General features: G+C 40.5%; 11 protein-coding genes. 8 read left to right on the top strand and 3 right to left on the bottom strand.

All coding sequences use genetic code 11. The features are described 5' to 3' along the window. Positions 1–3 precede the first annotated feature (3 nt). From ACTFWY_RS00135 to ACTFWY_RS00115, 5 genes are all read left to right on the top strand, one after another. Positions 4–1353, top strand: a complete 1350-nt coding sequence (locus ACTFWY_RS00135; RefSeq protein WP_311811090.1) for a PFL family protein — start codon at positions 4–6, stop codon at positions 1351–1353. A gap of 260 nt (positions 1354–1613) precedes the next feature. Then, on the top strand, positions 1614–3176 hold the full coding sequence (locus ACTFWY_RS00130) for a TPM domain-containing protein (RefSeq protein ID WP_138371823.1): 1563 nt from the start codon (positions 1614–1616) through the stop codon (positions 3174–3176). Between the two features lie 234 nt (positions 3177–3410). Next, positions 3411–4028, top strand: coding sequence for an HAD-IA family hydrolase (locus ACTFWY_RS00125; protein WP_003127274.1), 618 nt, complete (start codon positions 3411–3413; stop codon positions 4026–4028). A gap of 45 nt (positions 4029–4073) precedes the next feature. Beyond that, positions 4074–4670 carry a helix-hairpin-helix domain-containing protein gene (locus ACTFWY_RS00120; protein ID WP_003127275.1) on the top strand — a complete coding sequence of 199 codons (597 nt, stop codon included), beginning with the start codon at positions 4074–4076 and terminating at the stop codon, positions 4668–4670. A 544-nt stretch (positions 4671–5214) separates the two neighbouring features. After that, positions 5215–6690, top strand: coding sequence for a hypothetical protein (locus ACTFWY_RS00115; RefSeq protein ID WP_003127277.1), 1476 nt, complete (start codon positions 5215–5217; stop codon positions 6688–6690). Positions 6691–6872: 182 nt separating this feature from the next. On the opposite strand, the gene ACTFWY_RS00110 is transcribed toward ACTFWY_RS00115, so the two are convergent. Beyond that, positions 6873–8273: a glutamate decarboxylase gene (locus ACTFWY_RS00110; protein WP_021150904.1), complete on the bottom strand. Its 1401-nt coding sequence runs from the start codon at positions 8271–8273 to the stop codon at positions 6873–6875. 31 nt (positions 8274–8304) lie between these two features. Next, the gene (gadC, locus tag ACTFWY_RS00105; protein WP_005472579.1) at positions 8305–9819 is read right to left on the bottom strand and encodes a glutamate:gamma-aminobutyrate antiporter; all 1515 of its coding nucleotides are present in this window, start codon (positions 9817–9819) and stop codon (positions 8305–8307) included. 692 nt (positions 9820–10511) lie between these two features. On the opposite strand from gadC, the gene ACTFWY_RS00100 reads away from it, so the two are divergent. From ACTFWY_RS00100 to holA, 3 genes are read left to right on the top strand one after another with little or no spacing between them, the layout of a single operon-like run. Continuing rightward, on the top strand, positions 10512–11066 hold the full coding sequence (locus tag ACTFWY_RS00100; RefSeq protein WP_005472581.1) for a ComE operon protein 2: 555 nt from the start codon (positions 10512–10514) through the stop codon (positions 11064–11066). After that, positions 11038–13278, top strand: a complete 2241-nt coding sequence (locus ACTFWY_RS00095) for a DNA internalization-related competence protein ComEC/Rec2 (protein WP_311811091.1) — start codon at positions 11038–11040, stop codon at positions 13276–13278. Before ACTFWY_RS00100 ends, ACTFWY_RS00095 begins: the two co-directional genes overlap by 29 nt. 31 nt (positions 13279–13309) lie before the next feature. Beyond that, positions 13310–14335 carry a DNA polymerase III subunit delta gene (gene holA, locus ACTFWY_RS00090; protein WP_003127282.1) on the top strand — a complete coding sequence of 342 codons (1026 nt, stop codon included), beginning with the start codon at positions 13310–13312 and terminating at the stop codon, positions 14333–14335. A gap of 44 nt (positions 14336–14379) precedes the next feature. On the opposite strand, the gene rpsT is transcribed toward holA, so the two are convergent. Continuing rightward, positions 14380–14634 carry a 30S ribosomal protein S20 gene (gene rpsT / locus ACTFWY_RS00085; RefSeq protein ID WP_003127283.1) on the bottom strand — a complete coding sequence of 85 codons (255 nt, stop codon included), beginning with the start codon at positions 14632–14634 and terminating at the stop codon, positions 14380–14382. Between the last annotated feature and the right edge of the window lie 96 nt (positions 14635–14730).

Below are 14730 nucleotides of genomic sequence, written 5' to 3'. Positions count from 1 at the left end.
TCTATGGAAATCAATCAAATACTAGAAACCATTCGCATGGTTGAAGAAGAAAATCTTGATATTCGTACCATTACAATGGGAATCTCTCTTTTAGACTGTATCGATGACGATATCGATCAGATGTGCGAAAAAATCTATCAAAAAATTACGACAAAAGCCAAGAACTTGGTGCGAGTTGGCGAACAAATCGAAACAGAATATGGTATTCCAATCATCAACAAGCGAATCTCTGTTACCCCGATTGCCGTTGTTGTGGCAGCCAGTCAACCGACGCCACAAGACTGTGTGAAGGTAGCTAAAACATTGGATCGGGCAGCTGAGACAGTAGGGGTCAATTTCATCGGTGGCTACAGTGCTCTGGTTGAAAAAGGGTATCAAGGCGGTGATTTAGCATTGATCCAATCGATTCCAGAAGCGCTGGCAGCAACGAACTTTGTCTGTTCTTCGGTCAATATTGGATCAACCAAAGCTGGAATCAATATGGATGCTGTTCGGTTAATGGGGGAAACAGTCAAACAAACGGCTGAAGCTTCAGATATGGGATGTGCGAAATTAGTTGTTTTTGCAAACGCAGTGGAAGACAACCCGTTTATGGCCGGTGCTTTTCACGGTGTCGGAGAAGCAGATGTCGAGATTAATGTAGGCGTCAGCGGTCCTGGAGTGGTCAAGCGTGCGCTTGAAAAAGTCAAAGGAGAATCTTTTGACGTCGTTGCAGAAACAGTCAAAAAAACGGCTTTCAAAATAACCCGTATGGGGCAACTCGTCGGACGGGTAGCTTCAGAGCGTTTAGGGGTTCCTTTTGGGATCGTCGATCTTTCTTTAGCACCTACTCCGGCTGTAGGGGATAGTGTGGCGCTCATCTTGGAAGAAATGGGTCTGGAATCCGTTGGAACTCACGGGACAACGGCTGCATTGGCGTTATTGAACGACGCCGTCAAAAAAGGCGGCGTCATGGCCTGCAATCATGTTGGTGGTTTATCGGGTGCTTTCATCCCGGTTTCAGAAGATGCAGGCATGATCAAAGCAGTTGAAAGTGGTTTGTTGAATCTAGAAAAGTTAGAAGCGATGACAGCAATTTGCTCGGTGGGCTTAGACATGATCGCAATTCCTGGAGATACTACTGCAGAAACGATTGCTGCGATGATTGCTGATGAAGCAGCAATCGGCGTCATCAACCATAAAACAACGGCGGTACGTATCATTCCGGCTAAAGAAAAACAAGTAGGAGACCGAATCGAATTTGGTGGTTTACTAGGCACAGCACCTGTTATGAAAGTTAATCCAGCTAAATCTGCTGACTTTATTCAGCGAGGCGGCCGAATTCCTGCGCCGATTCATTCTTTCAAAAACTGATCATCTTCTGAAACTGCGATATAAGGAACACACAAAATCAAATGCTCTCGATTGGACGAAAAGGTGATTACTTTTCGAACATTCGCTCATAAAGACCTAATGGTATTTTGGAGGGGATGCTAGTAAAAAAATCGGACATTTTGTTTAGTGTAGCACTTAGTTCGCAGTTTCTTCTTTGTGATCTAAGGCTTTAGCCCTATGCTGATCATCTGGAAATAATATACAATTAACGTAATTTTATACAGATAGGGGTGTCAAGAATGAAAAAGAGGGTAGTGGGCAGCTCCATACTGGTAGTGATCGTCATGTTCGTGCTACTTGTTCCCCAAAAAGTATTTGGTCAAAGTTTTGTGAAGGATAATGCAGGGGTCCTCTCAGCAGAGACAATCGCAAAAATCAATCAATTAAACCAAGAGAGGTTCCAAACGTTGCCAGGAAGTCCAGAATACGCTGTTGTCACGCTTAAAAACTTAGACGGCCAAACGATCGAGACAGTAACCAATCAGTTATTTGATGAATACAGTTTTGGTCAATCCGCGTATAACAATGGCTTAGTCTTTGTGTTTGCCATCGAGGACCGGGAATTTCGTTTAGGCTATGGGGATGGCTTAACGTATATTTTTTCTGATTTGTCAGATGATGACCTGATCGATGAAGATACAAAAGATCTTTTGCGTGATGAAGACTATGATCAAGCTGTTTTAAATGCTTCTGATCGCGTCTATGAGGAAATGAAAACAGCGGACGAAACGGTTGGTCTGAACAAAATTTATGCGGATGGGCAACAGCTACTGGCAGAAAAAAAGGCCCGAGAAGCCGCAGAGTCAAAGAAATTTTGGTTGCTGTTTTGGCAACTTGTTAGTTCAGTTAGTGCATTGATTATTGCAGCTATTAGCGGAGTGATAGGCTGGCGCAAGCGCCAAACGAAGAAAAGTTTTCAAGCAGCCAATGTGATTCCTCCTCATATTCATTCGGATCCAGCGTTTGATGAAAAGGCTTTTTACAGATGGGCAAGTAAAAGAAGGAATTATCAGACCTTCAATCACTATATTGTTGCTGGAGAGTGTTTGAAGGCGTTAAAAATGTACCTGCTTAGTGAAGTTATTCCGAGGCAATTAGCTGAGTTTGAAAGAATCAGTCCGCAACCAGCTAGAAACCAAATGATTCAACAAGCATTGAAAAATCCGCAGTTGGCCGATCAATTCGTGCAAGAATATATGAAAGATCATAAAAATTTGAAGATCTTTGGGCAAGAGTTAGCCCAAGGCCATGACACATTGCGAACCTATGAAACACAATTGCAGCGGCAACTCAAGGAACAATTACGAGATTATGATTTAACTGGAGATATTCTTGCAGAAAATGCTTATTTGATTCCACAGTATAAAAAAGAGATTCAGCAGTTGGCGGAAGAAGAAATTCAGCGGCGTAGTCTCAACAACGATTATTTGGCTATGCTGCTTACGAAGGAAAAGACGTATCCTGAAATGGTGCAGACGAGTTCTCAGGAAATAGCTAGCTTGATTGATTCTGTTAAAACGGATGCTTTGTTTACTATCGATCTCCATGAAGTATATAAAAATCATCCAGATCTACAAAAACAAGTAGGTGATTTTTCGGGGGAAGATCGTTCAGAACTATTGAATAATGCTCGTCGTGAATACAATCCAACCACTATGGATCAATCTTTAGTTTATTTGTTACTCATCAATCATGTCACGCGACAAGAACAGGTCATCGCAGAGAGTAAAAGCTCGGATAGTGATTTCGGTGGCTTTGGCGGTGGGTCCAGTAGTGGGGGCGGAATTTCCGGAAGCTGGTAATTTTTAAGGGCTGTGACAAAAGGTTGTCATAGCTCTTTTTTCGAACGCACGGTAAGCGGTCGCTTTTGCAGTAATAAGCCGTAATTTCTTGCAACTAATCACTTCTGTCTCAACCACTTTGCCTTTTGATCTAAAGACAAAGGCGGACTTTTGTGATAAACTTTGTAAAGTTGCTGAAAAAACATTTTTTTCACGGAAACATTTCAGCTTATTTTTAGAAAATGAGGGTTGTACATGTATCATTCGTATATTTGGGACTTTGACGGCACATTGTTTGACAGTTACCCAATCATGTTAGAGGCGTTTCTTAAAACATTGAAAGACGCTGGATTTGATCCCGATTCGAGAGAAATTTATCGCATCTTGAAAGCATCGTCATCAAAACAAGTAGCTGAGAAATATCAATTGGATTTCATTGATTTTAGCGCTCGTTTTAAAGCATATGAAGCACTAGATGAGCGGCTACCCGTTTCATTTCCGGGAACGAAAGAAGCTTTACAAGCAGTAGTAGACCATGGCGGAAAGAATTATATTTTGACCCATCGTGACGTTGTTTCAACGAAAGAACTTTTAATGAAAGAAAATCTTGACCATTTGATCGTAGAGATCGTGGGACCGGAGAATAATTTTCCCCGCAAGCCGGACCCAACGTCTTTGAATTATTTAGTGGAAAAATATCAATTGGACAAAACAACGACTGTAATGATCGGTGATCGTGCGATGGATGTGCTGGCTGGACGAGGGGCAGGGGTGCAAACGATGTTCTATGATATTGAAGGATTGCTAACTGATTTGGATGCAGACCATGTCGTTCATTCCATGAAAGAAATCGAAGAAATTATCAAGTCTTGAGCAATCAAGACTTTTTTTGCGTACTTCTTTTTGAGGTGATTCATTATGGACAAGTGGTTGGATTTTGGGAAAAAATATTGGCATTTATCCTTGAGCGCGCTGTTGGTCATTCTTTTTCTATTTGGTTTGTTTTTTACCCCGAATGAGCCAGAATGGCCCGAAGCAGAAGAATCTTCACCAATTTTCGAATCAGAGAGTAGGAAAGAGTCATTGGACCAGATCGTTGTAGATATCAAAGGAGAAATCCGAAATCCGGGTATTTACACCTTACCTAGTGGAGCTCGACTGTATGAGCTGATCCAATTAGCGGGCGGGGTCACTGATGAAGGAAATGAAGAAGTCATGAATTTTGCCCAAGAATTGTCAGATCAACAATTAGTAATCGTTCCTCATTTAGATGATCCGGTAGTTTACGCTGACAACGGAGCAGAAGGAACACTTGCTCAGAACCAGATCGATTTAAATACAGCAGATAGCAGCCAGTTACAAGAGCTTCCAGGCATTGGCGCGAAAAAGGCAGAGGCAATCATCGCTTACCGTGAAGAAAAGGGTTTTTTTAAAACCGTGGAAGAAGTGAAAGAAGTTTCTGGTATTGGCCCTAAAACTTATGAGGCTTTGGAGGGGTTGATCAAGGTGCGATGAAAAATAAGAGAAAGAATAAGAGAATAAGCTCGCGATTCAGTGGCTTTTCTGTTTCGTTGTTGTAGGGGGTATAGGGAGTATAGGGGTATAAGGGGTATAAGGTAAGTAGAGAAGTCATTTTTATTTAGTAGAGCGATCGGGTGAAACAAGTCAGTATCGCGACGTATTATGCTAACAAAAACACACTCTGTCGCAGGCGGCCGGTGGTTGTAAAAATTAATCTTTTGCTCAAAAAGAGTCAATCGATACAACTATATGTTGTATCGAATGCTAGGGGATCTAAGGAATTTATCGTGTGAATACAAAGTAGACCTTTTCTCACTGTGTAATCCATTTGTTTATTTCAGCAGGAAAAGATTTGCTAAAGGTAAGCTATACCGATTACATGAAAAATTCTTCATTTTTCCCAAGATAAAATTAAAAATAATTTTGAAAACAATTTTTTTGCCTAAACTTTTCCTCAGAATGCTATCAATTTCATTTCTTCCTATTTCCTGATAGTTTATAATAACGGACGTAATAAATTCGGGAAAGGAGCGAGCCTATGCTGGAAAGGTATATAGAAAAATGCGTGATTCGTCAAGTCTATCTTTGCGAGCAGTTGTATGAGAAGGAGAGCGTGCTTATTGACCGTTTAGCCGAACAGCTGGATGTCTGTCCTGCGACCATTATCAATGACATTGATAAAATTCTGCTTTTACTAAAAGAACGCATTGCTACCGCCACTCACGAGAAGCATACATATCAAGTGGTTTTTACTGCCGGATCTTCCTTATCAGAGCTTACTCAAACCATTTATCAAGGATCCTATTTTTTACAAGTTCTCTATCAATTTTTGATTGGAGAGAGAAGTTGGCAAAAAATATCGGAAGAGGTGTTTATTTCATTAAGCAAGGTTTATACCATTCGGACAGACTTATGGAGATTTTTTGAGGAAATGGGCTATTTAAATGAAGAGCAAGAGGAGGTCGAGATCCCCGAGAAAGACTTCCGCTATCTTCTATTGGCTGTAATGAACTATTTAGGAAAACGTCCTGAAAAAAATCAGTCTTTTATTGAGCAGGCTTGTGAAGAACTGATCCAATTCGTGGAACAACGTTTTTTTCTGCGTTCTTATCCTGAAGACGAACGTCAAATCATTCATTTAGGGATCCACATCGGATTAGCAAGAAGCCGAATAGCTCCTATTTGTTTTGCATCAAGGGACAAGGAGATGGCACGACAGACACCGCTATTTCAATTATTACAGCAAGGTCTTAAAGAACTTGTAGTTTCTTTGTGTAGCAATGAGGACGAAGAATTTTACATCTATTCACTTTTTAATTCACGCAAGTATCAGTGCAATAATCTGGAGCTGTTGCAAAGAGATTTTGAAGTCGTTTATCGTAATCACATTCATCGCTGTCCGGAGATGTTGGAACTCACGCATTTATTACAAAACCGATTAGGAATCTCCGAGAAAAATCATTTGTTGTTCGAAAAAGCGTTACTACCGTTTCTTCGTTCCGCTTGGGGGGACATGCAGATCTTTCAAACGGATCGTCTATTCTTTCTCTACCCAAGTGAGAGGGAAATGTTTGATCAAATAATGGAGAGCCTTGGGTTATGGGCAAACCAAAACCAGCAGATGATTCGATGGAATGACAATCTGGTTCGTAAATTGACGATTTTACTAAGTTTGCTTCCTGATGCTGAAAAAACTGAACATTTGGAAGTGTATATTGTTGCACCTTCTGATTTTAAATACTTGTATTATCGCCAACAGTTAGAAGAAATGTTAGATGAGCACTTTACCATAAGCAATATGATCTATCACCAATTAACTGATGTGGTGGATGATGTCTTTTTTTGTACCAAACGAATGATTTTATGTGATGCTTCTCTTTATCAAGAAACACTTCAAACGAAAAATACTAAAATTTATCCGGTGACTTTCAACACTGTTTCCTCTGTTATCTTAGCTATCAATCAGACACTATATCAACGAGTCGAGGAAATCTTTGCAACAAAGAGTAATTGAAAAGACTGAAAAAGATAATTATTGATACAAAGAGAGGGATTGCGCACAGCCGTGCGCAATCCCTCTCTTTGAACTAAAGTAGTGCAAGCGAATGGCACTACTTGGGACAGTTCCGCAATAGAAGTAACGTTGAGAGCTCTAATGATTTTGGGGAAGTTTCTTGCTAGAACGTGTTGGCCTTTTTAATGAGTAAAGCCGTAGGTTTTGATTTCTTGTTTTTTATGATAGACCAGATGAGCCTGATCAAGTGCCAGCAGAGCTTCTTTCATGTCTTGAATATAATCGTGGGCCATATTCATACCAAAGTCTGCACGAATGACCAATCGTTGGATGATTTGGTCGTCTAAATTGGCTGGTAATGGATAAGCTGGAACTTGCCAACCTTTCATGAGTAAACGGTCTGCTAAGTCATACAACGTCCATTCCCGTTTTGGATCGTCTTTCAATTTGTAGCAGACGATCGGAAGTTGAGCGCCATCATTGATCATTTCGAATAGATCGGTTTTTTCGATTTCTTTTGCCAAATAAAGAGCAACTTTATGGGTCTTGTCATGAATCGCTTTGTAACCATCAAAACCATAGCGCACAAAATTATAGTATTGTCCGATCAACTGAGCAGCACTATGGGAGAAGTTGATGGCCATGGTTGGTAACTCACCGCCTAAATAGCTGACTTTAAATACAAGTTCTTGAGGCAAGTAAGATTGATCGCGCCAAAGTACCCAACCCACACCCGGATAAACGAGACCGTATTTATGACCCGATGTGTTGATTGATATGACATTTGGTAATTGAAAGTCCCAGACGAGATCCGGTTCAGTAAAAGGGGTATAGAGACCACCAGAAGCAGCATCCACATGAATGTAGACTTTATAGTCCGTTGTTTGGTTGTATTGTTCAACAAGTTCATTCAATCCTTTAATGTCGTCATAGCGTCCTGTATAGGTGATTCCTAGAATGCCAACGATGCCGATCGTATATTCATCAACATAGTCCATCACTTTATCAAGATTGATCGACAAATGGTTTTCATCCATAGGGACTTCTCTCATCTCGATATCCCAGTAGACACAAAATTTTTCCCAACAAACTTGATAACCGCTTGAAATCACTAAATTAGGTTTATGAGCATTTAGATCGAGACCGAGTTTTTCCGCCCGATTACGCCAAGCAAATTTCATTGCCATCCCACCTAACATACAGGCTTCTGAAGAACCAATGGTAGAAGTGCCCATGAATTTTTCTTCTTTGCTTGCATGCCACAAATCTGCAATGATATTCACACAGCGATTTTCAATTTCTGCTGTTCGTGGATACTCGGATTTGTCGATGGCATTTTTTTCTAGAGTTTGTGTCATCAGCTTAACTGCTTCCGGTTCCATGTAGGTTTGACAGAATGTAGCTAAATTCAAACGGGCATTTCCTTCATCAAGTAGCTGATCTTGTACGAGCTGATAGGCCATTCTAGGTTCAACAGATTGTGGATTTAGTTTGTATTTCGGTAAATCTTCTCCTTCACAAACAGCTCCAAAAATTGGTTCCAAATAGTCTGCTTCTTCGCGGTTTTCTTTTCCATATAACATGATAATTCCTCCTAATAGATAAAAAATACGGTTAATGTTTGATTGTATACTTCTCGTTTTGAACGATGTGGTGTTCTCCTCGAGCGCTTGGATAAGTGGCAGGGTTCACATCTCCTGTTTTCATATGAACCGGTTCGTCGATTTGAGCTTCTTTGCCACGTTTGTCATGAAGTTCATAGAGAATGAATGGTAACAATAAAGTAACGATGAAACTAATCAACAAGATGACTTGGTAAGTTCTGTCTTCACTGGCAGGAATCGAAGAAGGTGGGAAGAACGAAACGAATAATGCGAGCAGCGACATGATGAGCCCTAATCCTGCGATTATTGTTTTTCCGATTGTTTTTCCTGGAACATTATAGGTACGAGGAAGATCTTTTTTCTTAAAAAGCAGAACAAAATAGCCCAAGAAAAACAGCAAATAACCAATCAAATAAATCACTACTGTCAGCGAAATAGCTACCAAGAAAGATAAGTTGTTTCCACCGCCGCCAAACGTTAGAACAGCACCCCATATTGAAACGATGATTCCTTGAATCATGATTAGCGGAACAGGGACGCCATGTTTATTGTGCTTTCGCAAAAAAGTCGGCAGTAATCCTCGTTGTGCCGCTGCAAACATACCTCTTGATGGGCCAACGACCCATGAGCTGACCTCACCCATGACACCAAAGGCAATCATTAGTGCGATTAACTTCACTAGCCAACCAAGATGCGGATTGAAGTGAAGCAACAACGATTCAAAGGTTTGAATCACTCCGGCACTGAGAGATAATTCTTTTTGCGGAATGACCGCAGCAACAGAGAATCCGCCAATAGCGTCTAATGCAATGGCAAGAATGACTAGCAAAATCATTGCTAGTGGATAATTTTTTTGCGGATTTTTTAGTTCATTAATGTGGGAAGCAGAGGCCTCCACACCCATATAAGCCAAAATAAAAGAGACAAACACCACGAGAGTAGAAACTTTTGAAAAGTCAGGGATAAATGCTTTTTCACTCAGGGGTATTTGAATAGGATTTCCACCGATGAAATAAGCTGCTGCTAGCACAAATAAGAGGATAGAGGGAATGACGATCCCGATAACAAATCCTGCTTTTGCAATTTTTGCTGTTCTTTTGGTTCCACCTAACTGAGAAAACGTTAAGAGCCAAAAAATAATCAGCAAACCGATGTACTTCATCAATGGATCATTGTTGAGGGCGGGAAAATTCAGCACATAAGAAAGTGCCCCTAAGATGAAGTAAATCATCGTAACAAATCCGACAGTAATCTGAAACCACTGAAAGAAGATCGCTGCAAAGCCAAACCGTTCGCCTAATGTTTCACTGACCCAACTAAATATCCCACCGTTCTGCCAGCCTTTTACCGTCGACATTTCTGCCGCGCAGAGTGCAACAGGCAAAAACCAGAGGATACCTCCTAATAATAAGAAGAAAACCAAATGAAGTTGTGACGTGGCAAAAGTTGGGTACTCGTACACAGTCAGGACCATCGAGGCTGTTAGTGCGAAAAAACCAAATAAAGATAATTTTTTCTCGTTCATCAAATCGCTTCTTTCTAAGTCTAATATCTTTTTGGCGCTGTTATCTTGGAGGAGAAAGCTGATGTATGCTTCTGTTCATTGTGTGTCCACCTCTTTTCTTACAAAACGAAGTATAAAACTTTTTGGGTAAGAAAATTTCCAAGTTTTTTCTGAAAACAAAAGTGAAAAAGAAAAAAAGCTGGAAATAAAAAAGAAGCGTGTATTTTGCTGTTAAAAAAAAGCAAGAGCACTCGAAAGGCGTATTATTTTATGTACCCCTGAAAAACTAGAAATAGGCAGATGGTGTTGCTACAAAGGTTTTATGAAAAATTTGCGTTAGGCAAGTGTTTCAATGAAAGGGAGGAATCGAAAGAAGAAAGAGAGAAAAGGCGAAAAAACTATTATACCTGGGAAGAGTAAAGTGAGGATCTTTCGTTCCATCCGTTAGTAGCATCAAATATTAGTAGCATCAAAGAAAATAACAAGCAATTTTATTCCCAGTCCCTTAATCAAAAACAATACCCAGCAGGTAGTGGAGTCATTTTGAGAACTGTTTGACTGACGGTAGCAGTAGGAAAAACAAGCAGAAGTGAATGGAGAAAAAGACACTAAAATTCATTAGCCCCTAGATTAATCAGTGGGGGTATAGTATATTATAAAAAATTGTGTACTATTATTTCGCAATCGGAAAAATAGAAAAAGGAGGTACGCAGATGACAAGCGATCTGAATAAAAAGAATCAATGGGTTAATTCTCAAAACCGATCGATAGAAGGAAATAAACGAATCCCTTGGGACCAGTATTTTATGGCTCAAGCTGTTTTACTTTCTCTTAGAAGTACATGCTCTCGGTTAGAGGTGGGGGCGACACTAGTCAAGGACCGACGGATTATTGCCGGCGGCTACAATGGCTCAGTTAGTGGAGACGTTCATTGTATTGATGAAGGCTGCTATGTGGTTGACGGACATTGTATCCGCACGATCCATGCAGAAATGAACGCATTACTGCAATGCGCCAAGCTAGGTGTTTCAACCGACAATGCCGAGATTTATGTGACACACTTTCCATGTTTGCCTTGTACGAAGGCGATTTTGCAGGCAGGCGTCAAGAAAATTCATTATCTGAATGACTACCGCAATAATCAATATGCTCTAGATTTGATTCAGCAAGTTGGTGCTACCGTCCACCAAGTTGAACTTGATCCAGCATATTTTGAAAAATTATCTTTTGGTGCCTTGAATGGGGCTACACATACAAACATGCCGTGACCATTTCCTTTTTGTTGGAGTGATCATTGGTTGCTGGGTAACAGGTTTCTATTTGAAATCTGTTCTTTTATTTATTATCGCAAGTTATCTTCTTCTGGGACTACTGATAAAAAAACAAGTTGCTTTATTGGCACTTTGTTGTCTTGGCAGTGTATTGATAGGGGGACGTATGGTCAGTTTTCAAAATCCTCAGTTGGAAGAAGGATCGTTAACTGCTGAGGTTCTTATCTATCCTGATACGATCAAAGTCAATGGTGATTTAGTGACATTTGAAGGGAAACTGCCTGAAGGTAAAGTGATGGGGCGTTATCAAGTTTCTTCTCTTTCCGAAAAAGACCAATGGCTCAGCCGACAAAATTGGCAGAAATCACTAAGAGTACATGGAAATTTCAAGATAGCAGAGCCAATCCGAAACAAACATGCCTTTGATTACTCATTTTATTTGACTAGCAGGAACTTCTTAGGCACATTGACGATTACTGAGATTCTCGCAAGCAAACAAACTGCCGGGATTTCTTCGATCCACAGGTGGCGAGCAGCTGCAGTGACTCACGTGAAGCAGTTTTTCCCTGAGAAGCTGGCATCTTATATAAACGCATTGTTATTTGGGTATAAAGATCATGAGTTTCAAGAGATCCGTCAATTATTCAGTAGCAGTGGCTTGCTGCACTTTTTTACTGTGTCCGGACTGCATGTGTCTTTCTTTTTCTACTGGTTAGAACGAGGTCTGAGACGAGGAAAGCTCACCAGAGAGGAGATGCTGCTTCCTCTTTTGCCAATTATCCTGATAGCCGCCATTTTATTTGGTGGTTCTATCAGCGTGATTCGAGCTGTTCTCGCTTATGGGATGACCGTTCTTTTGCGACTGTTTTCCTGTCACCTTTCAGCCTGTGATCGTTACGGTATCGTGCTTTTTCTAACACTTATGATCGACCCAAAAGTTTTTCTGCAAACGTCCGGGCAGCTATGTTTTTTGATGACTTTTTTACTGCTCATGCAAAGAAACGTACAGGTTTCCTCAGTGATCCGTTCTCAGTTTTTGCCGTTATTGGCAGCGCCGCTGCTGATGCACTTATTCTATGAATTTCCTTTGTTGGTTGGGATTTTTACTCTTCTTTTGCTTCCGTTGTTTCAACGTTTTATCTTACCTAGCTGTTTTGCTCTTTTTGCCGTAAGTCTTTTGATACCAAAAATACCCTATCTGGATAGTTGGAGTGAAACACTTTTGCATGGAATAGAGGAAATCGTCTTTTTTCTTGGAAGATTTGCCCTCACGACTGGAAGGATTCCCATAGAACTTGCTATTTTCTGTAGTCTTCTTGGTTTATTTTTGTATCAGCGACATCAGTTCTTTTTTTGTTTCTTAGTCAGTTTGTTTTTACCGCTACTTTTACAGCGTCTTTTTGTTCCTGCTGCCGTTACATTTGTCGATGTTGGGCAAGGTGATAGTATTGTCTTACAAACAGCCTTTAACCGGGAAGTGTATGTGATTGATACCGGCGGCAGTTTATCTTTTCCTAAAGAGGCGTGGCAGCAACGCGCGTATCAAGAAAATGCACACGCCTCATTGATTCCATTTTTAAAAGGCGAGGGAGTCAGGCAAATCGATGGGCTTTTTTTGACTCATGGAGACACGGACCATCTAGGTGATGCACTGGCATTAATGACAGCAATCCCTGTCAAAAAAATATACCTAGTTCCTGGAAGTGAACACCATCCTCAGATTGCCGCGTTAATCAAGCAGCTTCCGCAAGGAACTGTTCACTGGACAAATGTGGGTGAAACCATTGGTCGCGACCTTGCTATCACTGTTTTAGCTCCTGAGTCTGGGCAAGGTGAAAATGAAGATTCTTTAGTTTTGAAGGCTGAAATTGAGAAATGGCGCTTTTTATTTACCGGTGATTTAGATCAAAAAGGGGAAGAAAAGTTGATTCAACTGTACCCTCATCTCCAGGCAGAAGTGGTAAAGCTAGGGCATCATGGCAGTCGTACCTCCACTTCTGCTCGTTTTATCGAGAGCCTTTCACCCAAAATCGGCATCATCTCTTGTGGCAAAGACAATCGCTATGGACATCCACATTCTGAAGTTTTGGAAGTGATGGAAGGAAGAAGCATCTTGAGAACAGATCAGCAGGGGATGATCCGCTTCAGCTGGTCAAATTGGCATCGTGTCCAACAGCTAGAAACATGGCTAGACTATCGATTAGAATGATGATAGGATGGAAAAGAAAGCGGGGGAATCTATGGAACTGCAAAAAGCGTTGCAAGAGATTCGGACGAAATCTCTGCAACCTATCTATTTAGTGACAGGCACAGAAAAATTTTTACAAGAACAAGTACGTCAAGCATTTTTGACGCGTTTTGAAGTTTCAAAAGATGACTTGAATTTTGCTTCTTTTGATATGGAAAGAGAGCCTTTGGATTTGGTGATTCAAGAAGCGCAATCGTTGCCGTTTTTCGGTGATCAGCGATTGATCTTTGTGGAGCGGCCTTTTTTTCTAACAGCAGAAAAAAAAGCCAATGTTCCAGAACATGACCTTGATGATTTTTTGCTGTATTTAAAAAATCCAATGGACACGGCTGTTTTGGTGATTTTTGCCGAATATGATAAGCTGGATGAACGAAAGAAAATCACGAAGCAGTTGAAAAAAGCAGGGATCATCATCGATGTGGCACCAATGAAAGAAGCGGATGTTCGTCGGTACTTGCAACAGACATTGACAAACGATGGTATTGAAATGACTAGAGAAGCTTTTGAACTGTTCCTGCGGTTGACTGATCTCCATTTATCAAAAGCGATGCAGGAGCTGCAAAAATTACGCTTGTATGCAGGAAAAGATGCGAAGATCACAAAAGAAATCGTTCAGCAATTGATTCCTAAAACCTTAGAACACAATGTTTTTGAATTGACTAATGATGTGTTACAAGGAAAAGTAGCGGATGCCTGGCGGTTGTATGATGACTTGTTGTTACAAGGGGAAGAGACCATTAAAATCAATGCAATTTTGATTGGACAAGTACGCTTGCTTTTACAAGCGTCGATTCTGATGAAGGTCGGCTATCAACAGGCAAATATTGCTGAGACACTAAAAATCCATCCCTATCGGGTCAAGTTAGCGATGCAGCAGGCAAGAAAGTTCAATGAAAAGCAATTAGCAGCCCTTTATCATGAATTGATTGAGAATGATTATTTGGTGAAAAGTGGTCAAATCGATAAAGAATTTCTGTTTCAATTGTTCGTTTTAAAGCATGGTAAAAGACAAGGGTAAAAGAAAGCCGAAGCAATCATTTGATTGCTTCGGCTTTAATTTGCTTATTTCGCAATTTTTTTACTTAAACGAGATTTGTCACGACTAGCTTTGTTCTTGTGGATCAATCCTTTAGTCTCAGCCATATCGATTGCTTTAACAGCATCTTTATATAACGCATCTACGTTATCAGCACCAGCTTCAACAGCTAGATCAAATTTTTTGATTGCTGTGCGCATTGTGCTTACTTGAGATGAATTCTTAGCATTAGCCGCTTCGCTTGTGCGAACACGTTTGATTGCAGATTCAATGTTTGGCATGTATTTCACCTCCAAAAATAAGTTCTTATACGTTTGAAACGTATAAATCAACACTAGTCATTATACCTAATGCAAGTTTCATTTGCAATAAAAGTT

Origin of the sequence: Enterococcus sp. 125944, from assembly GCF_051909435.1 — a bacterium.
Lineage (GTDB): Bacteria > Bacillota > Bacilli > Lactobacillales > Enterococcaceae > Enterococcus_D > Enterococcus_D gallinarum.
The sequence above is the reverse complement of the archived record's forward strand: the minus strand, read 5'-3'. Positions and strand labels throughout refer to the sequence as shown.